The sequence below is a fragment of the Pseudomonas sp. TS_SC_3 genome (assembly GCF_056156225.1).
Genome location: NZ_CM149586.1, coordinates 3874467 through 3894103 on the forward strand (window position 1 = coordinate 3874467; position 19637 = coordinate 3894103).

At 59.7% G+C, this 19637-nt stretch carries 17 protein-coding genes and 1 pseudogene; 10 read left to right on the plus strand and 8 right to left on the minus strand.

Features of this window, described 5'->3' with window-relative positions:
- The first annotated feature begins 30 nt into the window (after positions 1-30).
- Positions 31-516 (plus strand): protein-export chaperone SecB, encoded by a 486-nt coding sequence (gene secB / locus AC0J6G_RS18235; protein WP_475250176.1) that lies wholly within the window; start codon positions 31-33, stop codon positions 514-516.
- A 78-nt stretch (positions 517-594) separates the two neighbouring features.
- Here secB and trmL read toward each other — a convergent pair whose 3' ends face one another.
- Positions 595-1059, minus strand: a complete 465-nt coding sequence (gene trmL, locus AC0J6G_RS18240) for a tRNA (uridine(34)/cytosine(34)/5-carboxymethylaminomethyluridine(34)-2'-O)-methyltransferase TrmL (protein ID WP_475250178.1) — start codon at positions 1057-1059, stop codon at positions 595-597.
- On the opposite strand from trmL, the gene AC0J6G_RS18245 reads away from it, so the two are divergent.
- Entirely contained in the window at positions 1058-1489 is a 432-nt protein-coding gene (locus AC0J6G_RS18245; RefSeq protein WP_475250180.1) for a hypothetical protein, read from the plus strand. The two genes, trmL and AC0J6G_RS18245, sit on opposite strands and share 2 nt — an antisense overlap.
- A 288-nt stretch (positions 1490-1777) precedes the next feature.
- On the opposite strand, the gene ntrC is transcribed toward AC0J6G_RS18245, so the two are convergent.
- The 5 genes from ntrC to glnA all read right to left on the minus strand — a co-directional run bounded on the left by ntrC (position 1778) and on the right by glnA (position 7288).
- On the minus strand, positions 1778-3211 hold the full coding sequence (gene ntrC / locus AC0J6G_RS18250) for a nitrogen regulation protein NR(I) (RefSeq protein WP_475250182.1): 1434 nt from the start codon (positions 3209-3211) through the stop codon (positions 1778-1780).
- Entirely contained in the window at positions 3208-4293 is a 1086-nt protein-coding gene (glnL, locus tag AC0J6G_RS18255; RefSeq protein WP_475250186.1) for a nitrogen regulation protein NR(II), read from the minus strand. Before glnL ends, ntrC begins: the two co-directional genes overlap by 4 nt.
- A gap of 207 nt (positions 4294-4500) precedes the next feature.
- A complete protein-coding gene (locus AC0J6G_RS18260; protein ID WP_475250188.1) occupies positions 4501-5121 on the minus strand; it encodes a DUF4124 domain-containing protein in 621 nt (206 codons plus the stop codon).
- 3 nt (positions 5122-5124) lie between these two features.
- On the minus strand, positions 5125-5697 hold the full coding sequence (locus AC0J6G_RS18265) for a DUF4124 domain-containing protein (protein ID WP_475250190.1): 573 nt from the start codon (positions 5695-5697) through the stop codon (positions 5125-5127).
- Between the two features lie 184 nt (positions 5698-5881).
- Entirely contained in the window at positions 5882-7288 is a 1407-nt protein-coding gene (glnA, locus tag AC0J6G_RS18270) for a type I glutamate--ammonia ligase (RefSeq protein WP_475250192.1), read from the minus strand.
- A 329-nt stretch (positions 7289-7617) separates the two neighbouring features.
- Between glnA and thiI the strand changes: the two genes are divergently transcribed.
- The 3 genes from thiI to cptA all read left to right on the plus strand — a co-directional run bounded on the left by thiI (position 7618) and on the right by cptA (position 12963).
- Positions 7618-9072, plus strand: a complete 1455-nt coding sequence (thiI, locus tag AC0J6G_RS18275; RefSeq protein ID WP_475250194.1) for a tRNA uracil 4-sulfurtransferase ThiI — start codon at positions 7618-7620, stop codon at positions 9070-9072.
- Between the two features lie 156 nt (positions 9073-9228).
- Positions 9229-11049 carry a translational GTPase TypA gene (typA, locus tag AC0J6G_RS18280; RefSeq protein ID WP_475250196.1) on the plus strand — a complete coding sequence of 607 codons (1821 nt, stop codon included), beginning with the start codon at positions 9229-9231 and terminating at the stop codon, positions 11047-11049.
- A 159-nt stretch (positions 11050-11208) separates the two neighbouring features.
- Positions 11209-12963, plus strand: coding sequence for a phosphoethanolamine transferase CptA (cptA, locus tag AC0J6G_RS18285; protein WP_475250198.1), 1755 nt, complete (start codon positions 11209-11211; stop codon positions 12961-12963).
- 92 nt (positions 12964-13055) lie between these two features.
- Here the strand turns inward: cptA and AC0J6G_RS18290 are convergent, their stop codons facing one another.
- Both AC0J6G_RS18290 and AC0J6G_RS18295 read right to left on the minus strand, forming a co-directional pair.
- A complete protein-coding gene (locus AC0J6G_RS18290; protein WP_475250200.1) occupies positions 13056-14462 on the minus strand; it encodes an NAD(P)/FAD-dependent oxidoreductase in 1407 nt (468 codons plus the stop codon).
- A gap of 66 nt (positions 14463-14528) precedes the next feature.
- A complete protein-coding gene (locus AC0J6G_RS18295) occupies positions 14529-14927 on the minus strand; it encodes a YkgJ family cysteine cluster protein (protein ID WP_274087687.1) in 399 nt (132 codons plus the stop codon).
- A 492-nt stretch (positions 14928-15419) separates the two neighbouring features.
- Between AC0J6G_RS18295 and AC0J6G_RS18300 the strand changes: the two genes are divergently transcribed.
- From AC0J6G_RS18300 to AC0J6G_RS18320, 5 genes and pseudogenes are all read left to right on the plus strand, one after another.
- On the plus strand, positions 15420-17063 hold the full coding sequence (locus tag AC0J6G_RS18300; protein WP_475253820.1) for a histidine kinase N-terminal 7TM domain-containing diguanylate cyclase: 1644 nt from the start codon (positions 15420-15422) through the stop codon (positions 17061-17063).
- A gap of 103 nt (positions 17064-17166) precedes the next feature.
- Complete coding sequence (locus tag AC0J6G_RS18305; protein WP_475250202.1) at positions 17167-18174, plus strand: class 1 fructose-bisphosphatase; 1008 nt, start codon at positions 17167-17169, stop codon at positions 18172-18174.
- Positions 18175-18404: 230 nt separating this feature from the next.
- Positions 18405-18749, plus strand: a pseudogene (locus AC0J6G_RS18310) (DUF924 family protein); the annotation flags it as partial.
- A 68-nt stretch (positions 18750-18817) separates the two neighbouring features.
- Positions 18818-19072, plus strand: coding sequence for an outer membrane protein assembly factor BamE domain-containing protein (bamE, locus tag AC0J6G_RS18315; protein WP_475250204.1), 255 nt, complete (start codon positions 18818-18820; stop codon positions 19070-19072).
- Positions 19072-19635, plus strand: coding sequence for a lipocalin family protein (locus AC0J6G_RS18320; protein WP_475250206.1), 564 nt, complete (start codon positions 19072-19074; stop codon positions 19633-19635). The genes bamE and AC0J6G_RS18320 overlap by 1 nt, the downstream gene beginning before the upstream one ends.
- Positions 19636-19637 lie beyond the last annotated feature (2 nt).

The following is a 19637-nucleotide window of genomic DNA, read 5'->3' on the forward strand; positions in this document are numbered from 1 at the left end:
ATCCGTACCTAACGACAAGAAGGCTTTGCCATGACAGAACAAGCTAGCAACGGCGCCGCTCAGGGCGAACAAACTCCGCAATTCTCCCTGCAGCGTATCTACGTACGTGACCTGTCCTTCGAAGCGCCGAAGAGCCCGGAAATCTTCCGCCAGGAGTGGGCGCCTAGCGTTGCCATGGACCTCAACACCCGTCAGAAGCCGCTGGAAGGTGACTTCCACGAAGTGGTGTTGACCCTCTCGGTAACCGTGAAAACGGGCGAAGAAACCGCGTTTATCGCTGAAGTGCAGCAGGCCGGTATCTTCCTGATCAAGGGGTTGGATGCGGCGTCCATGAGCCACACCCTGGGCGCGTTCTGCCCGAACATCCTATTCCCGTATGCCCGTGAAACCCTGGACAGCCTGGTTGTGCGCGGCTCGTTCCCAGCGCTGATGCTGGCGCCGGTGAACTTCGATGCTCTGTACGCCCAGGAGCTGCAGCGCATGCAGCAGGCTGGCGAAGTGGCCACCGCACACTAAGGTTTGCGGCTGAAACAAAAAACGCCCTGCGGGGCGTTTTTTTATGGCCAGCAACCCTGGCGGTGACGCTGCGACGCGTTACTCGGCGTCGGCAAAACCCTGCTGGCGCCAGGCTTCGTAAACGGCCACGGCGACGGTGTTGGATAAGTTCAGGCTGCGGCAGCCTTCGCGCATCGGCAGGCGCACGCGTTGCTCGGGCGGCAGGCTGTCGCGAATGTCTTGCGGCAGGCCGCGACTTTCCGGGCCGAACAGAAAGGCATCACCCGGCTTGTAGCTGACCTGATGGAACGCTTGCGAGCCTTTGGTGGTAAACGCGAACACGCGCGGTTGACCGAGGCTTTCCAGGCAACTGGCAAGGTCGGCGTGACGCTGCAGGGTGGCGTATTCGTGGTAATCCAGGCCGGCGCGGCGCAGACGTTTGTCGTCCAAGTCGAAACCCAGCGGTTCGATCAGGTGCAGGTGGCAGCCGCTGTTGGCGCAGAGCCTGATAATGTTGCCGGTGTTGGGTGGTATTTCCGGTTGAAAAAGGATGACGTGAAACATGCGCGGCTCCGAGCTTGAAGGCGAGCAGCATTCTACAGACCCGCGCCCCCGTCCGTGGGTGCGGGTGATCGCCTCGTTGGCGATATTTGGCTTTTTGATTGGCTTGATGATCGGTCGGTTGTTCCAACCAGACCCGCTTTGGTTGGAGCAGGTAACGGTGCACGAGAACAGCCTTGAACTGTGGTTCAACGTTGAGCCGGTGCCGCGCGAAGAGCACGCCGGTGGCGTGTTTATCCTGCGGTTGCAAAGCTTTGGCCGCCAGCAACAGGGGCAGTTACAGGTGCAGGGGCGTTTGGCTAATTGGCGGTTGCAGCGTGAACGCAAGGATTTGCTGCTGCGGGTGGTGGCGGCCCGTCCATTGCGCGGCGAGTGGCGCGCTGAGGAAGTGGACGGGCGCTGGCGGCTGGTGGTCAGCTTGGTGGCGCAATAAAAGAGGGGATTCCCCGGCCTGCCTGTACCAAGGTCCCCGAAACTGGGATTGCTTGAGTCTATGCAGGCTGTGTGCCAGTTTTATTACGTTGGCTGCAGGCCGCGTAAATACTAGGTTTCGGGTTTCTATCTGCCGCTTAGGGTGCCACGCAAGCGCAGGCGTATGACCCGCCGCTGTGCACGTGATCACTGCCGGTGCATTGCTCTGGCGCATTTTCAGCTGTTTTGCCTGCGTAAATAAAAACGGGCCCAGGTGGGCCCGTTTTGCATGCTGGATCGCGTGAGCGGTTTAGTCGTCGCCATCCTCGTCATCGGCGCTGTCGACGTTCATGCCCAGTTCCTTGATCTTGCGGGTCAGGGTGTTGCGGCCCCAGCCCAGCAGTAAGGCGGCATCGCGGCGGCGACCGGCGGTGTGCTTGAGGGCGGTTTCGATCATGATGCGCTCGAACGCCGGTACCGCCGTATCCAGCAGGTTGGACTGGCCACGGCTCAGGGCTTGATCCGCCCATTGGCGCAGGCCCTGTTCCCAGTTGCTTACTGGCGCACTTTCCTGCGGCTGGCTGAGTAGCTCAGGCGGCAGGTCGCCGACATGCACCTCGCGCCCGGAAGCCATCACGGTGATCCAGCGGCAGGTGTTCTCCAGTTGGCGCACGTTACCGGGCCACGGCAGTTGCTGCAGGTAGTCCTCGGTTTCGCTTTTCAGCAACTTGGGTTCGACCGCTAACTCCAGCGCGGCGCGGCTAAGGAAGTGCCGGGCCAGGGTGGGGATGTCTTCGCGGCGATCGGACAGGCGCGGGATATGAATACGAATGACGTTGAGGCGGTGGAACAAGTCTTCACGAAACTTGCCGGCCTGCACCAGGCTTTCCAGGTTCTGGTGGGTGGCGGCGATGATGCGCACGTCCACTTTGACCGGCGTGTGGCCGCCAACCCGGTAAAACTCACCGTCGGCCAGTACGCGTAGCAGGCGCGTTTGGGTGTCGGCGGGCATGTCGCCAATTTCATCAAGGAACAGCGTGCCGCCGTCGGCCTGCTCGAAGCGGCCGCGACGCTGGTTGGCTGCGCCGGTAAACGCGCCTTTTTCATGGCCGAATAGCTCGGATTCCATTAAGTCCTTGGGGATCGCCGCCATATTCAGCGCGATAAACGGTGAGGCGGCGCGCGGGCTGTGGCGGTGCAGGGCGTGGGCGACCAGCTCCTTGCCGGTACCGGACTCGCCGTTGATCAGCACGGTGATATTGGAGTGTGAAAGACGGCCGATGGCGCGAAACACCTCCTGCATGGCCGGCGCTTCGCCGATGATTTCTGGCGTGCGGGGCTGCTCAACCGGGATGCTAAAACCTTGCTGCTCCTGGGCGTGCTGGTTGGCACGCTTGACCAGGGATACGGCTTCATCGACATCGAACGGCTTGGGCAGGTATTCGAATGCGCCGCCCTGATAGGAGGCCACGGCGCTGTCGAGGTCGGAGTGCGCGGTCATGATGATGACGGGCAGGCGTGGGTGCATTTCGCGAATGCGCGCCAGCAGTTCCAGGCCACTGGCGCCGGGCATGCGGATGTCGGAGATAATCACATCCGGCTGTTGGCGGCTCAGGCGGCTGAGCACGCCATCGGCGCTGTCGAAGCTCTGGGTGGTCATGCCTTCTTGTTGCAAGGCTTTTTCCAGCACCCAGCGGATGGAGCGGTCGTCATCGACAATCCAGACGGTTTCACTGCGGCTCATGACGGAGTTACTCCTTGTTCCAGCGGCAGGAAGATCGAGAACACGGTATGGCCAGGATGGCTCTCGCATTCGATCAGGCCTTGGTGCTGACTAATAATGTTCTGGGTAATGGCCAAGCCCAGGCCGGTGCCGTCGGCACGCCCGCTGACCATGGGGTAGAAGATGGTTTCTTGCAGCTCGGGCGGGATGCCGGGGCCGTTGTCGATGATTTCAATCTTGGTCACCAGGCGATGACGGCAATGGCCGATGGTGAATTGGCGCAGGGTGCGGGTGCGCAGGGTGATGCGGCCCAGACGCAGCTCGTTTTGCCCGCCGATGGCTTGCATGGCGTTGCGCACGATATTCAGCACGGCCTGGATCATCTGTTCGCGGTCGATCAGTACGTCCGGAATGCTGGGGTCGTAATCACGCACCAGAATGATGCTGCCCTGGCTTTCCGCGTCCACCAAGCTGCAGACGCGCTCCAGCACCTCGTGCACGTTGGTCATCGCCAGCGAGGGCAGCTTATTCGAGCCAAGCATGCGGTCGACCAGGTTACGCAGGCGGTCGGCCTCCTCGATGATGACGTTGGTGTAGTCCTTGAGGCTTTCCTCGGGCAGCTCGCGCGCCAGTAACTGTGCGGCGCCGCGGATGCCGCCGAGCGGGTTCTTGATTTCATGGGCCAGCCCGCGCACCAGCATTTTGGTGGTTTCCTGCTTGGACAGCTGCGCCTCTTCCTTGGTGATGCGCAGCAGGCGGTCACGCGGGTGTACCTCCAGCAGCAGCAGGGTTTCGCCATGACTGAGGACGGGGGTTACCGCATAGTCGACGGTCAGGGTCTGGCCGCTGACCGAGGTCAGCACGGCTTCACGCTTATTAAATGGATGGGCGTGTTGTACGGCCTGGCGCAGTGCACTGAGCGCTTCGCTCGACTCGGTAAACAGCTCGCTGATGAACTGGCCATGGCTGCGCTGGCCGCTGACAGCCAGGAGCATCTCTGCTGCCGGGTTCATGTACTCAAGACGCAGGTCGTCGTTGAGCAGCAGCGTGGCTGTGGTCAGGTTGTCCAGCAGCAGGCGGTGCAGTGCGTCGTTAATGATCATATGAGATGTCAGCAGACCCTTGAGCTCCAGCAGTGACGCTAGAAAATGCAAGAAGCAAACCAAAGCCCCGAAAAGAAGCGTGTTTGCCCGTAGGATGCCGGAAATTAGCTGCTTTTCAGCGCAGCCGGGGTGCGCGCGGCGACCCAAAACAGGGAGAGTATAGAAATGCCGGGCAATAAGTGCACCGCTATGGTGCGTCGTGGTGGATTAGATAAAAGGCACGAAGGGGATGTTTTTCTTTTCCGGCGGTTTGTCCTTGAGTGGACACTCCGGGCGCACGCCGTAATCGGCCTTTTTGCAGGGCGTGACCTTGCGCTTCTGTGCCAGGGAAATGCGCTGCATATGGAAGGGTTGGGTTGGCGTGCGCTCGATAATGCGGCCTTGCAGGTCGATGATTTCCACGGCCAGTTGATGGGTGCCGCGGTCGATATTCTCCAGCGGGAACACCGGGCTGCTGCCGACTTCGCCTACTTGTTGGCCATCCAGCAGCAGGCGATAGCTGTGCTGCGCGAACAAGCCGGGTTCACTGTTGACGCTGACAATCAGATTGCCACCACTGTCGCGGATCGTGGCGTCGGGCTGTGGCACCAGAATGCGCAATAGGCTGTAGCGCAGCGCCGGTTCTGGTGGCGTTTGCAGGATGACTGGCGCAGCAGGCGCCTGGACGGCCGGCATCGAGTTACTGGGTGCCAGTTCAACGCGCTGGGCATCACCTGATTTGGGTTTGTCGGTGAAAACACGATTTCCTTCGGCGTCTATATAGGTATAAACCTGGGCGAAGGCCGGTAGAGCGAGCAGCATCAGGCCGCAAAACAGCAAATTGCGCATGGATCAAGGGGCCGGTTTGGGGGTGGGTTTGGGCGTTGGTTTGGGTGGTGGCGGGCGCAAGGCCGGGTTGCTGGTATTGACCCGCTGCACGGTAAAGGTGGCCGTGGCGCTTTGCTGAATCGATTGCTCGCCGCTGAGCACTTCCACGGCCAGGCTGTGTTCGCCGCGGTCGACATTGCTCACTTGCAGGCGTGGCACGTTGCTCGGTTGGCCATAGGGTTTGCCGTCGAGTAACAGGCGCAGGCGATGGTTGCTGGCCAGGCGCGGCTCAATCATGACCCCGACGCTGAACGTACCGTTGTTTGCGCGCAGCGCCTCATCATCCGGCAGGCCGGTCAGCTGCAATGTGCTGTAAGGCGCGGCTCTGTCAGTCGCTTCGGCCACGGGGGCTGCAGGTGCGCTGGGGACCGGCATCGACACGCTGTTGGTGGCAGGCAGTTGAATATTTTCGCTCGCTTGACCCTCCGGCGGCTGGTCGGTGAAGACCGTGTTGCCATTGGCGTCGGTGTATTTGTAAATCTGCGCAGTGGCCGAAAAGGCCAGGCTCAGTAGTAGGCAGATGAGTAGAGGGCGCATGCCGGTCTCTCCCAGTGAGTGTGCCCTAAGCCTTGCACTGCCAAGGCGCCCTGGCAAGCGCGCTGATGGCGCGGCGTAGACCAGCGCAGAAAACACCGGGCTAAAAGGTGGTGGGGCGGAGCAAGGTGCCGGGTGCAGACGCAAAAAGGCCACCCGGAGGTGGCCTCTTGTGTTGCGCGAAGGTTTAGCAGCTGTAGTACAGGTCGTATTCCAGCGGGTGCACGAAGGTGCGCACTTTGATTTCTTCTGCGCTCTTCAGCTCGATGTAAGCGTCGATGAACTCGTCGGAGAACACGCCGCCTTTGGTCAAGAACGCGCGGCCCTTGTCCAGCTCTTCCAGGGCTTCTTTCAGGCTGCCGCAGACCTGTGGGATCAACTTGCCTTCTTCCGGTGGCAGGTCATACAGGTTCTTGTCGGCGGCGTCGCCTGGGTGGATCTTGTTCTGGATGCCGTCCAGGCCAGCCATCAACAGTGCAGCGAAGCACAGGTATGGGTTGGACGCTGGGTCCGGGAAGCGCGCTTCAATACGACGGCCTTTCGGGCTGGCAACGTAAGGGATGCGGATCGACGCGGAGCGGTTACGCGCCGAGTAGGCCAGCATAACCGGGGCTTCGAAACCTGGAACCAAACGCTTGTACGAGTTGGTGGCCGGGTTGGTGAAGCCGTTCAGGGCCTTGCCGTGCTTGATGATGCCGCCGATGAAGTACAGGGCGGTATCGGACAGGCCGGCATAGCCTTCGCCGGCGAAGGTGTTCTTGCCATCTTTGGAGATGGACAGGTGCACGTGCATGCCTGAACCGTTGTCACCGTACAGTGGCTTCGGCATAAAGGTGGCGGTTTTGCCGTAGGCATCAGCTACGTTGTGCACGCAGTACTTCAGGGTCTGAACTTCGTCAGCCTTGGTTACCAGGGTGTTGAAGCGCACGCCGATTTCGTTCTGGCCGGCCGTGGCGACTTCGTGGTGATGCACTTCGACGAACTGGCCCATTTCTTCCAGTGCGTTGCACATGGCGGTACGGATTTCGTGGTCGTAATCCGACGGAGGGGTCGGCAGGTAGCCGCCTTTAACCGGTACGCGATGGCCTTTGTTGCCGCCTTCGAAGTCCGCGTCGCTGTTCCACGAAGCCTGCTCGGAGAAGATTTTGAACATCGAGCCGGAGATGTCCGACTTGAACTTCACTTGGTCAAAGATGAAGAACTCAGGCTCCGGGCCGACGAATACGGTGTCGCCGATGCCGGTGCTTTTCAGGAACTCTTCAGCACGCTTAGCGATGGCACGTGGGTCACGGTCATAACCTTGCATGGTCGACGGCTCGATCACGTCGCAGACCAGGATCAGGGTCGGCTCTTCGGTGAACGGGTCGAGCACGGCGCTGCTGTCGTCTGGCAGCAGGATCATGTCGGAGGCTTCGATGCCTTTCCAGCCAGCGAGGGACGAGCCGTCGAACATCTTGCCGTGTTCGAAGAAATCTTCATCCAGGGCATCACGCGCTGGCATGGTGATGTGGTGCTGTTGGCCGCGGATATCAGTGAAACGCAGGTCTACCCACTTCACGTCGTGTTCTTTAATAAGTTGAATCGACTTCGACATGCTGTCCTCCAGGTGGCTAAGGCTCGAATGCTGAGCCCCTTAATAATTCGGTAAGGCGCGGCGGCATAGTCCGTCGGCGCATCCTGCATCACAAGGGAGCAAATTGCATGCCAGTGCACAGGAATGGGTGTAAGCCCTGAAACTCAGGGCCGGCGGGGGCTGCACTGCGGCCTTGGATTAATATTTGCACTGTTATGGTTCGTGATATTTGCACTGCGCTCTTAAATGGTGCGCTTTTTGGTGGGGTGAGGAATTTTGATCAAAGCGTGAGCAATTTCCGCTATAATCCGCGCCCCTGTTTTTTCGCGGCCTCGGCACCTCCTGTTTTCATGAAACTGATCGTTAAAGTCTTCCCAGAAATCACCATTAAAAGCCGGCCGGTGCGTAAGCACTTTATCCGGCAGCTGGCGAAGAACATTCGTTCGGTTTTGCGTGAATTCGACCCACAGCTGCAGGTCAGCGGTGTGTGGGACAACCTGGAAGTTGAAACCCAGATCAGTGAGCCGAAAACCCTGCAGGCCATGATTGAGCGCCTGAGCTGCACGCCGGGCATCACCCACTTTCTGCAAGTTGATGAATACCCGCTGGGTGATTTCGACGACGTGCTGGAGAAGTGCAAGCTGCACTTCGCTGAGCAACTGCCGGGCAAGATCTTCGCAGTGCGCTGCAAGCGCGCAGGCAAGCATGCCTTCAGCTCCGTGGATATCGAACGCTATGTGGGCAGCCAACTGCGTCAGCAGTGCGGCGCCGCCGGTATCTCGCTGAAGGCGCCCGACGTCGTTGTGCGCATGGAAATCCGCGACCAGCGCTTGTTTGTTATCCATCACCAGCATGAAGGCCTGGGCGGTTACCCGCTGGGCTCGCTGGAGCAGAGCCTGGTGCTGATGAGCGGTGGTTTTGACTCCACTGTTGCGGCTTACCAAATGATGCGTCGCGGCCTGGTCACGCACTTCTGCTTCTTCAATCTTGGCGGTCGTGCCCACGAGCTGGGCGTGATGGAAGTGGCGCATTACCTCTGGCAAAAGTTTGGCAGCTCGCAGCGTGTGCTGTTTATCAGCGTGCCGTTTGAAGAAGTGCTCGGCGAAATTCTCGGCAAGGTCGACAACAGCCAGATGGGCGTGATCCTCAAACGCATGATGCTGCGCGCCTCTACGCGCATGGCCGAGCGCTTGCAGATCGAGGCGTTGGTCACCGGTGAGGCGATTTCCCAAGTGTCCAGCCAGACCCTGACCAACCTGGCGGTGATCGATTCGGCCACTGACATGCTGGTGCTGCGTCCACTGTTGGCCAGCCATAAACAAGACATCATCGACACCGCCACGCGCATCGGCACCGCCGAGTTTGCCAAGCACATGCCGGAATACTGCGGGGTGATTTCGGTCAACCCGACCACCAAGGCGAAGAAGCTGCGCATCGAGCACGAAGAGCAGCAGTTCGATATGGCCATTCTCGACCGCGCCCTGGAGCGCGCGACCTTGCTGCCGATCGATAAAGTGATTGATGAGCTGGGTAAGGACATTCAGGTCGAAGAAGTCAGCGAAGCGCTTGCCAGCCAGGTGATCATTGATATCCGCCATCCGGATAACGCCGAAGAACAGCCGCTCGAACTACCAGGCATCGAAGTCCAAGCGTTGCCCTTTTACGCGCTGAATAGCCGTTTTAAAGAATTAGATGCCGCGCGCCAATACTTGCTGTATTGCGACAAAGGCGTCATGAGTCGTTTGCATGCTCATCATCTGTTGAGCGAGGGGCATGCCAATGTGCGCGTTTATCGTCCGACATAAAATCCCAGGGTTGAATGGCGGCAGCATCCGCCATCGCCCTCCCGACATACCGGCGGCGTGAAGCAGGCTTTTACGCCGCCGAGCAGAAATAGCATTTAGTTAACACTTGCCGCCTAAACTAGGCAGCACACCGAATACTCTGATTGAGATACGCCCGTGATCGAAAAACTACGCAACATCGCCATCATCGCCCACGTTGACCATGGTAAGACCACCCTGGTTGACGCCCTGCTGCGCCAGTCCGGCACCCTGGAGCGCAACGAGCTCAACGACGAGCGCGTGATGGACAGCAACGACCAGGAAAAAGAGCGCGGTATTACCATTCTCGCCAAGAACACCGCGATCAACTGGGGTGGCTACCACATCAACATCGTTGACACCCCCGGCCACGCCGACTTCGGCGGTGAAGTTGAGCGCGTAATGTCGATGGTTGACTCCGTGCTGCTGGTGGTTGACGCCCAAGACGGCCCGATGCCGCAAACCCGCTTCGTGACCAAGAAGGCCTTCGAAGCCGGCCTGCGTCCGATCGTTGTGATCAACAAGATTGACCGTCCGGGCGCGCGTCCGGATTGGGTTCTGGACCAGATCTTCGACCTGTTCGACAACCTCGATGCCACCGAAGAGCAGCTGGACTTCAAAGTCGTTTACGCCTCGGCCCTGAACGGCATTGCCGGTCTCGACCACACTGAGATGGCGGAAGACATGACGCCGCTGTACCAGTCGATTGTCGACAACGTACCGGCTCCAGCTGTAGACCGTGATGGTCCGTTCCAGATGCAAATCTCGGCACTGGACTACAACAGCTTCCTCGGCATTATCGGCGTTGGTCGTATTGCCCGCGGCAAGGTCAAGCCGAACACCCCGGTTGTGGCGATTGACGTCAATGGCAAAAAGCGTAACGGCCGTATCCTCAAGCTGATGGGTCACCACGGTCTGCACCGCGTTGACGTTGAAGAAGCCGGCGCGGGCGATATTGTCTGTGTCAGCGGTATGGACCAGCTGTTCATCTCCGACACCCTGTGCGACATGAACCATGTTGAGGCGATGAAGCCGCTGACCGTTGACGAGCCGACCGTATCCATGACCTTCCAGGTCAACGATTCGCCGTTCTGCGGTAAAGAAGGCAAGTTCGTCACCAGCCGTAACATCAAAGAGCGTCTGGACAAAGAGCTGCTGTACAACGTGGCCCTGCGTGTTGAAGAAGGCGACAGCGCTGACAAGTTCAAAGTCTCCGGCCGTGGTGAGCTGCACCTCTCGGTACTGATCGAAACCATGCGTCGCGAAGGCTTCGAAATGGGTGTAGGTCGTCCAGAAGTGATCATCCGCGTTGTGGATGGCGTCAAGCAGGAACCGTTCGAAAACGTCACCATCGACACCCCGGAAGAATCCCAGGGCAAGGTCATGGAAGAGATGGGTCTGCGTAAGGGCGACCTGACCAACATGGTGCCGGATGGCAAAGGCCGTGTTCGTCTGGAATACAACATCCCGGCTCGCGGTCTGATTGGTTTCCGTAACCAGTTCCTGACCCTGACCAACGGTGCTGGCATCCTGACCTCGATCTTCGATCGCTACGACACCATGAAGTCCGGCGACATGTCCGGCCGTCAGAACGGCGTACTGGTTTCAGTCGAAACCGGCAAGGCGTTGACCTACTCCCTGGAAACCCTGCAGGCGCGCGGCAAGCTGTTCGTCGAGCACGGCCAGGAAATCTACAACGGTCAGATCGTTGGTCTGAACAGCCGTGACAACGACATGGGCGTCAACCCAACCAAAGGTAAGAAGCTCGACAACATGCGTGCTTCGGGTAAAGACGAAACCATCGCCCTGGTTCCACCTGTTCGCTTCACATTGGAACAGGCTCTGGAGTTCATCCAGGACGACGAGCTGTGCGAAGTCACGCCCAAGTCGATCCGTCTGCGTAAGAAGATCCTCGACGAAGGCGAGCGCACCCGCGCTGCCAAGAAAGCCAAGAACTGATCCACGTTCTAGCTAACTGAAAAGCCCCCGCCGGTGAAAGCCTGCGGGGGCTTTTTCATGGTTGGGTAAAAAGTGGCTCACTGTGCCACGGTGTTTGACGGAATTTTCACAGGCTGGCTGGCATAAGCATTGCGGTCATTGAAAGGTCACGAGGTAGTCATGTCTGCAGCATTGCAAACGTCTTCACGCCAACGCGTGGATTGGGCCGGGTTAGGCTGGGCCTTTTTGTTTTTTTGGTATTTTTCCGGTGTTACCCAGTTATTGATCCAGCTGACCGGTACGGCCGGGTTTTCCGGCTTTCGTCAGGCCTTTCTGGCCAGTGCGTTGTGGCTGGTGCCGTTGTTGCTGTGGCCAGCGCGGGCCCGTCAGTTGGCGGCCGTCATTGGTGCCTTGCTGTGGCTCTGCTCGCTTGGCAGCTTCGGCTACTTTCTGGTGTACGGGCAGGAGTTCTCGCAGAGCGTGATCTTCATCATGTTCGAATCGAACCTCAATGAAAGCCGCGAATACCTGATCCAATATTTCGCCTGGTGGATGCTGCCGGCCTTCTTTGCGTACGGCCTGGGCGGCTGGTTGTTGTGGCGCAAAGTGCGCCCGGTGTACCTGTCGCGCCCTGGCGCGCTGTTTGCTGCGGCATTGGCGGTGTTTGTCTCGGTGGGCTACCCGGCGCTGCGCCAGTTCACTAAACATGACAGCTGGAAGGCGGGGCTGGATAACTTTGCTCAACGCATTGAAGCCGCCACCCCCTGGCAGCTGGCGGTGGGCTACAAAAATTACCGCGAGCAGTTGGCCAACATGCAGGTGCTGTTGGCAGAGAATGCCAGCATTGCGCCCTTGGCTAACTTGCAGGATGCGCGTGCCGGTCAGCCGGCGACCCTGGTGCTGGTGATTGGCGAGTCGACCAACCGTCAGCGCATGAGCCTGTATGGCTACCCGCGCGCAACCACACCGGAGCTGGATGCATTGCGTGACCAGTTGCAGGTGTTTGGCAACGTGGTTACGCCGCGCCCCTACACTATCGAAGCCTTACAGCAGGTGCTGACCTTTGCCGATCAGGAGCATCCCGAGCGTTACCTGACCACGCCGTCGGTGATGAACATGATGAGGCAGGCGGGCTACAAGACTTACTGGATCACCAACCAGCAGACCATGACCAAGCGCAACACCATGCTCACCACCTTTTCTAAGCAGGCTGATGAGCAGTTCTACCTGAACAACAACCGTGCGCAGAACGCTCGTCAGTACGACGGCGATGTACTGCCACCCTTTGCCAAGGTGTTGGCTGACCCGGCGCCGCGCAAGTTTGTGGTGGTGCATCTGCTGGGCACGCATATGAGTTATCAGTACCGCTATCCACCTGAGTTCGAACGCTTCACCGACCGTAACGGCGTGCCGGCGAATGTCACCGATGACCAGTTGCCGACTTACAACAGCTACGACAACGCGCTGCTGTACAACGACCATGTGGTCGCCAGCCTGATCAAAGACCTGGCGCAGCAGGAGCCCAATAGCCTGTTGCTGTACCTGGCTGACCACGGTGAAGCGGTGTTCGATGCACCCAAGCCCAATGTGCTGGGGCGTAACGAGGCCGCGCCGACCAGCCCGATGTACACCGTGCCGTTTATCCTCTGGCGTTCGCTGCAGTGGCAAGCGCAGCAGGCGCGTGATTTCAGCGACACGCTGTCGCGGCCCTACAGCTCATCGCATTTCATCCACACCTGGGCGGACCTGGCTGGGCTGCGCTTTGATGAATACGAGGCGCATAAAAGCCTGGTGAGCACTGAATTCCGGCCGCTGCCGCTGCTGATCGGCAATCCGGCGCAGCCCAAGAGCCTGATTGATTTCAGCCTGATCAAGCCTAAGGCCAGCGCTGGCGGGTTGGCCAAGCGTGAGGACGCCCGGGCTCCCGAGCTGTAACTCATGCGGCGATGTAGCAAAAGCCCCCGTCAACGTTGTTGGCGGGGGCTTTTTATGAGGCGTGGGGGCTGTTCTCAAGGTTGTTCGGGGCGCTAACGCATAAATCTTTCCATGCCGGCCGCTAGACGGCTGGCCAGCTGACGCCGCCAGGGCGCGCTGTGCGGGTTGGCCAGTACACGGTCTTCGTGCACAAAGCTCTGGATAATGGCGTTGTAGCCGAGCCAGCGCAGGGGCTCTGGCTCCCAGCGTGGCAGCTGGTTGATGGACTGATCGCCGAGCACCCAAGGCTGGCGGGTCAGCTCGCTCTGCTGGTCGAGAATCAATTCAGCCAGGGTGCGTCCGCCGAGGTTGCTCGCGCCCACGCCTTCGCCGCCGTAACCACCCGACAGGGCGATGCCGTTACGTCGGTCTACCAGCATGTGCGGGCGAAAGCGCCGCGCCATGCCTAGGTTGCCGCCCCAGGCGTGGGTGATGCGCACCTGCTTGAGTTGCGGGAACAGTTCGCCGAACAGGTAGCGGCGCAGGTCGCGCTCGTCCTCGCTGAGGTTGAAATCGGTGCGCAGGCGGCCGCCAAAGCGGTAACCGCCGCGGGCGCCGAATACCAAACGGTCGTCGGCGCTGCGCTGGCCGTAGGTCACTTGGCGGCTGTTTTCGCTGAAGGCCTGGCCGCGCTCCAGGCCGATGTCGGCCCAGACTTCCTTGGGCAGCGGTTCGGTGGCCACCAGCAGGCTCTGTACCGGTAATTGATGGTTGCCAAGCGGCGGTAGGCTGGCGGCATAGCCTTCCACAGCTGGGACGATCCAGTCGGCGCGCACGCTGCCGCTGGCGGTGCGCACCAGGCCGGTTTGCCAGGCGATCACCCGGCTCTGCTCATACAGTTCGACGCCCATGGCGATCACGCAGCGCGCCAGGCCGCGCACCAGCTTGGCGGGTTGAATGGTGGCGCAGTGCGGGGTGTAGATGGCGCCAAAGGCGTTGGCCAGCTGTAGCTGTTTGCCCAGGTCAAAGGGCGTCAGCCAGCGGTAGTCGTTTTCATCCAGACCCAGATCCCGCAGCTCGGCCAGGTGTTGGCGCAGGCTGGTCAGCTGCTCCGGGTAGCGCGCGGCGCAATAGAGCACGCCGGCTTTGCGGTAATCGCAGGCGATTTGCTCGCGCTGCAGCACGCTGGCGACTTCATCGGGAATGCCATGCAGCAGCGCATAGGCGCTCTGGCGTGCGGCGCTGGGCTGGTCGGCGAGCAGGTTGTCCTGGCCGAGCAGGTTGCCCATCAGCCAGCCGCCGTTGCGCCCGGAAGCGCCGAAGCCGGCAATCTCGCCTTCAAGGATGACGATGCGTAGGTGTGGCGCCTGGCGCTTGAGGTAATAGGCGGTCCATAGGCCGGTGTAGCCGGCGCCGATGATGGCCACGTCGGCCTGAATGTCTACTTGCAGCGCGGCTCTGGGGCTCAGCGGCTCGCCGAGTTGGTCCATCCACAGGCTAATGTTCTGCCACTGGCTCATGCTTGCTCACCTGGGGCGCGGTTGAATGCCGGCTAGAATAAGTCACCGCAAGCGCGTTTGCTGGGCTTAGCTCTTCGGCTTGTACGCGCAATAGCCTGGGCGTGGGCCGATCTTTGGGTGGTTGCGGCAGGTATCGGGGCGCTTCTCGTAGATGGTGCACAGGCGGGTTTTACGATCCAGGTAGTAGCAATCGTTATTGCTCATGCGCACCAGGGTGAAAATGCCTGACTTTTGGTGGAAACGTTCAACAAGCCCGTCTTTCTGCAGCCGTTTGGCGATGTTCTTCAGAGGCTCACTGCGTTCAAATTCGTCGACTACGCCGATGCGGATCAGGTCGTTGAGGCGCACCTCGACCGGTAGTGTGCAGCAGCTGGACATGCAGCTGTGGCACATGTCTGCGGTGTATTTGGCCCAAGTATCTAGGCGGTCGAGTTCAGCGGCGGCAATCAGGTTATTTTTCATCAGGCGGGCGTGCGTCAGTTAAGCGGCGGGCGATGATAGCGGGCTTGGTGGATTTTTGAACCACAATCTGCCGGTTGGTCATTTTTTGTGCGAAAAATGGCCAGGGCATAGTTTCTGTGCTGTATTTAGCCTGCGTTTCCTAGAGCATGACACGGGCGGCTTTTTAGGCGGCTGCGAGTTCCCTTTCACCTCGGAGGGCGCGAGGGTTGGCTCCAGTTGTAGGTGCCTTCGCAGCGCTATGAGCGGCGCGGCTCCTAAGCGTTGTCGGCGGCCAGTTTGTTGAGTTGGTGAGCACTAAAGTGAGATCGTCTGCATAAATAAAGCCCGGCTGGACAAGGCTTTTTGCAGTATTGTTAGCCGCTAAATTGCTTGGCGTTTGAGGTCAGGGAAGCCCTTGAATATATCTACTGTCGCCCACTCTTGGCTGCTGTCTACGTGCTTGCTCGGCTCGCCCAGCAAGCGTCCTCCGCTGTTTTTTCTGGCAGTGCCTTGTCGATGAATGCCTGCGGTAATTCCACGTGGGTACTCAGCCCCCCGGTTTTGCTAACCATTGTGGTCTGCGTTGGGGTGATGCTGTTGGCGCGCTGGGTTACGCGGCAGCGTTATTTCCCGGGGCGTGAGAGCTTTCTTGTCCTGCACTTGTCGAGCCTTTGGTGGCTTGTCGCCGCCAGCCTTGAAATGGCTGCGCAAGGAGCCGACTGCAAGGTGTTCTGGGCCACCATGGCTTGGCCTGGGATTCTTTCGACGCCAACCTTTTGGGCCGTTTTCCTTTGGCAGTACGTCAACAGTGAAAATCGCTCGTTGTCGCCGCAGCGCACGTTAAGTCTGACCGTGGTGCCCGTCCTGATCTGGTTGGTGGCGCTCAGCAACCCTTGGCATGGGTTGTTCTACGGTGCCAGCACCGCTCCGTTGAGTGATGAGCCGGGCGCGTCGATTCGTTATCAGCATGGGCCGCTGTTCTACGCGGCTGCTGTGTATGTTTACGTGTTTATGGCCTTCAGCATGGGGGTGGTACTGCGTGCGGCCATCGTCAGTTATGGCGTGCACCGTCGCCACTATCTGGCATTCGTGTTCGTTACGGCAGTGCCCTGGATCGCTAACGTCAGCTATGTGGTGTTCGGTTGGATGCTGTTTGGCTTTGACCCGACGCCGTTCAGCTTTGCGTTTACCTTGGTGGCGTTCGCCTGGTTAATCGTTGGCGTTCGTCTGTTCGACCTGCTGCCGGTGGCGCGTCACTTGCTGCTGGATGCGCTGACCGATCCGGTGCTGGTGGTCGATGCGCAGTTGCGTGTGATCGAAGTCAACCAGGCTGCCCTGAAATTGGCAGGGCTGCGCAGTGGCTGGCAGGGGCGGCACTTGGCCGATTGGCCGGTTCTTGGTGAAGACCTGCAAAAACTCCTGAGTCAGCCGGCTCAGGGCGAGCATGACCGTTTGTTGACTTTGGCCAGTTCGGCGCGTTACTTCGAAGTGCGTATCCGCGCCATCGAGCGCGTGACCCATCGCGGCACGCTGGTGCTGGGGCAGATGCTTTACCTGCGTGATGTTACCCAGCGCCATCTCAGCGAATTGAAGCTGGCTGAAGCCTTGGCGCTGAGCGAGGAGCGTTTGCGCACCATCAGCAGTTTGCATGAACAGCTGCAGGAGCAGGCGCTGTGTGATCCGCTCACGGGGCTCTACAACCGGCGTTATCTGGATGAGTTTTTTGCCCGTGAACTGGCTGTGGCGCAGCGCGAGCATTCGCCGATTTCCCTGGCGTTAATCGACCTCGATCATTTCAAACGGCTTAACGACGAACATGGCCACCTTGAGGGTGATGACGTGCTCAAGGGCGTGGCGCAGCACCTGCTGGAAAACCTGCGCAGCTCGGATGCGGTATTTCGGATCGGTGGCGAAGAGTTTTTACTGATCCTGCCCCGTGCTGACGCCCATGAGGCAAGGCAGCGCCTGGAAACCATCTGCAGGGAGCTGGCCGCGCACCCATTACCGACCCGTGGCGGCGCGCGTTACGTGACGTTGTCGGCTGGGCTGGCACTCTGGCCTGAGCAGGGGCAAGCGCTGGATGAGTTGCTGCAGGTGGCTGATGCATCGCTTTATCAGGCGAAGCATGAGGGGCGTAATCGGGTTTGTAGCCTGGCTTGAGCCAGTGCTTGCGATGCGCCGCGCCTCCTTCCATCCAGTGCTAAGGCGCTTTAGCCGCTAAAGGGGTAAACTGCGCGCGATTTCATTCCCTCCGGAGCCATCCATGTCCCGCGTTACCCTCAGCCGTTACCTGATCGAGCAGACCCGCAGCAACAACACCCCGGCCGATCTGCGTTTCCTTATCGAAGTGGTCGCACGGGCCTGTAAGGAAATCAGCCATCAGGTATCGAAGGGCGCACTGGGTGGCGTGCTGGGCAGCATGGGCACCGAGAACGTGCAGGGCGAGGTGCAGAAGAAACTCGACGTGATTTCCAACGAAATCCTGCTGGAAGCCAACGAGTGGGGCGGTCACCTGGCCGGCATGGCGTCGGAAGAAATGGACAACGCTTACCAGATTCCTGGCAAGTACCCGAAAGGGGCCTACCTGCTGGTATTCGACCCGCTCGACGGCTCCAGCAACATTGATGTCAACGTCTCGGTCGGCACTATTTTTTCGGTGCTGCGTTGCCCGGACCGTAATGGCGATGAAGGTGATCTGGGTGAGGAGGCTTTCCTCCAGCCCGGCACCGAGCAGGTGTGCGCCGGTTACGCCATCTACGGCCCGCAAACCATGTTGATGCTGACCCTCGGTGATGGCGTTAAAGGCTTCACCCTGGACCGCGAACTGGGCAGCTTTGTGCTGACCCACGACAACATCAAGGTGCCGGAGTCGACCAAAGAGTTCGCCATCAACATGTCCAACCAGCGTCACTGGGAAGCGCCGGTGCAGCGTTATGTCAGCGAACTGCTGGCGGGTGAAACCGGGCCGCTGGGCAAGAACTACAACATGCGTTGGGTCGCCGCGATGGTGGCCGACGTGCACCGCATCCTGACCCGCGGCGGCGTCTTTATGTACCCGCGCGACAGCCGCGAGCCAGAGAAGCCAGGCAAGCTGCGCCTGATGTATGAAGCTAACCCGATGGCGATGATCATCGAGCAGGCTGGCGGTGTGGCCACCAACGGCACCCAGCGCATCCTTGATATCCAGCCAACATCCCTGCATCAGCGCGTTGCCGTCTTCCTCGGCTCCAAGGAAGAAGTGCTGCGCATCAGCGCCTACCACCGCGAGTAAGCAGTGGCCGCGCCCCTGGCGTAACGGCTGCTGGGGTAGCAGCCAGTCGCATGGCGCTATGGTTTGCCAAGCAACAGCGCCAGGACGATCATGCCGCGAGTCGTTTGGCGCGCTAGTTGAGCAGGTCCTGGCCGGCCAGTTGCAGGGCTGGCCGCGCGAGCCTGAAGACTGACTGGCAACCCTGCTGTTGCTTGATCAGCGGCCGTAGATGATCGTGTCGCGACACCTCGCGTGCTTTTGCCGGTGACATATTGGCGCAACCGTTGGCCCTAAATGGGTTGGCTCAAGGTTGGGATCAGCCACTGCATCCGATTCAGCACGTGTTCGTCTACCTGGTGCTGGAGCATGCAGAACGCCTGAGGCTAAAGGGCCGAGCCGTGCAGCTGTTTTGTACCCTGCATCAGCAGGCGGCTACAGCTGGGCGTGAACTGTTTGCCGGCTACCTGGATTTTGTCGAACGCCCCCGGCGGGTGATTGCCCGCTTGGCGCGTTTCCCTCATCGCAATTCAACACGTGGGCGGTTCTCCAGCGCCGAAGAATCGGCTTTTCGGCTGGAACCGGGCTCGCGCTTTTAGCATCCAAGCAGACAAATTCGCTTTTGCTATGCCAAGCTGAGCTTGGCTATTTCCTCAGGAGTTCCCCTATGTCTCTGCGTGTTGTCGCGCTACTCGCTGGTTGTTTGCTGTTGGCTGCCTGCAGCAAGATCAATCAGGATAATTACGCTCAGCTCAAGCCGGGTATGAGCAAGGCTGATGTCGAAAATTTGCTGGGTAAGCCTACCGAGTGTGCAGGTGCTTTGGGCATGTCCAGCTGTACCTGGGGCGATGAGCAGCGCTTTATCAGCGTGCAGTACGCCGGTGAGCAGGTCCTGTTGTTTTCCGGCAAGGGGCTCAAGTAATGCGCCTGTTCGCGGTATTAGCCGCAGCCGTCGCGTTGGTTGGGTGTGCCAACTCCGGCACCGGTGTGGTGCCGCCGAAAACGGTGGAGCAGGTCGATCTGCAACGTTATCAGGGCACTTGGTATGAGCAGGCGCGGTTACCGATGTTCTTCCAGCGCAACTGTGCACAGTCCGAAGCACTCTATGAATTACAAGAAGGCGGCACGCTTGGCGTGACCAACCGCTGCCGTACCCTTGACGGCGATATGCAGCAGGTGCAAGGCCAGGCCGTGGCTCAGGTGCCAGGCAAAACCAACAAGCTTTGGGTGCGTTTCGATAATTGGGCCAGCCGCCTGCTGCCGGGGCTGACCAAGGGTGAATACTGGGTGCTTTACCTGGATGATGACTACCAGACTGCACTGGTTGGCCACCCTAATCGCGAGTATCTCTGGCTGCTAACGCGTGATCAGGAACTCAGCCCGCAGAACCGTACAACCTTGCTCGAAGAAGCACGCAGCCGTGGTTATGACACCCGCGAGTTGATCTGGCGGCGCACGGATGTGCAGATAAACCCGACGCGCTAGAG

Coding starts and splice junctions, on each gene's coding strand:
- AC0J6G_RS18290 (WP_475250200.1), bottom strand. CDS start 14,462: ATGAGCCAGTGGCAGAACATTAGCCTGTGGATGGACCAACTCGGCGAG.
- AC0J6G_RS18320 (WP_475250206.1), top strand. CDS start 19,072: ATGCGCCTGTTCGCGGTATTAGCCGCAGCCGTCGCGTTGGTTGGGTGT.
- secB (WP_475250176.1), top strand. CDS start 31: ATGACAGAACAAGCTAGCAACGGCGCCGCTCAGGGCGAACAAACTCCG.
- bamE (WP_475250204.1), top strand. CDS start 18,818: ATGTCTCTGCGTGTTGTCGCGCTACTCGCTGGTTGTTTGCTGTTGGCT.
- AC0J6G_RS18300 (WP_475253820.1), top strand. CDS start 15,420: ATGAATGCCTGCGGTAATTCCACGTGGGTACTCAGCCCCCCGGTTTTG.
- AC0J6G_RS18260 (WP_475250188.1), bottom strand. CDS start 5,121: ATGCGCAATTTGCTGTTTTGCGGCCTGATGCTGCTCGCTCTACCGGCC.
- cptA (WP_475250198.1), top strand. CDS start 11,209: ATGTCTGCAGCATTGCAAACGTCTTCACGCCAACGCGTGGATTGGGCC.
- thiI (WP_475250194.1), top strand. CDS start 7,618: ATGAAACTGATCGTTAAAGTCTTCCCAGAAATCACCATTAAAAGCCGG.
- trmL (WP_475250178.1), bottom strand. CDS start 1,059: ATGTTTCACGTCATCCTTTTTCAACCGGAAATACCACCCAACACCGGC.
- AC0J6G_RS18305 (WP_475250202.1), top strand. CDS start 17,167: ATGTCCCGCGTTACCCTCAGCCGTTACCTGATCGAGCAGACCCGCAGC.
- AC0J6G_RS18245 (WP_475250180.1), top strand. CDS start 1,058: ATGCGCGGCTCCGAGCTTGAAGGCGAGCAGCATTCTACAGACCCGCGC.
- ntrC (WP_475250182.1), bottom strand. CDS start 3,211: ATGAGCCGCAGTGAAACCGTCTGGATTGTCGATGACGACCGCTCCATC.
- glnA (WP_475250192.1), bottom strand. CDS start 7,288: ATGTCGAAGTCGATTCAACTTATTAAAGAACACGACGTGAAGTGGGTA.
- AC0J6G_RS18265 (WP_475250190.1), bottom strand. CDS start 5,697: ATGCGCCCTCTACTCATCTGCCTACTACTGAGCCTGGCCTTTTCGGCC.
- glnL (WP_475250186.1), bottom strand. CDS start 4,293: ATGATCATTAACGACGCACTGCACCGCCTGCTGCTGGACAACCTGACC.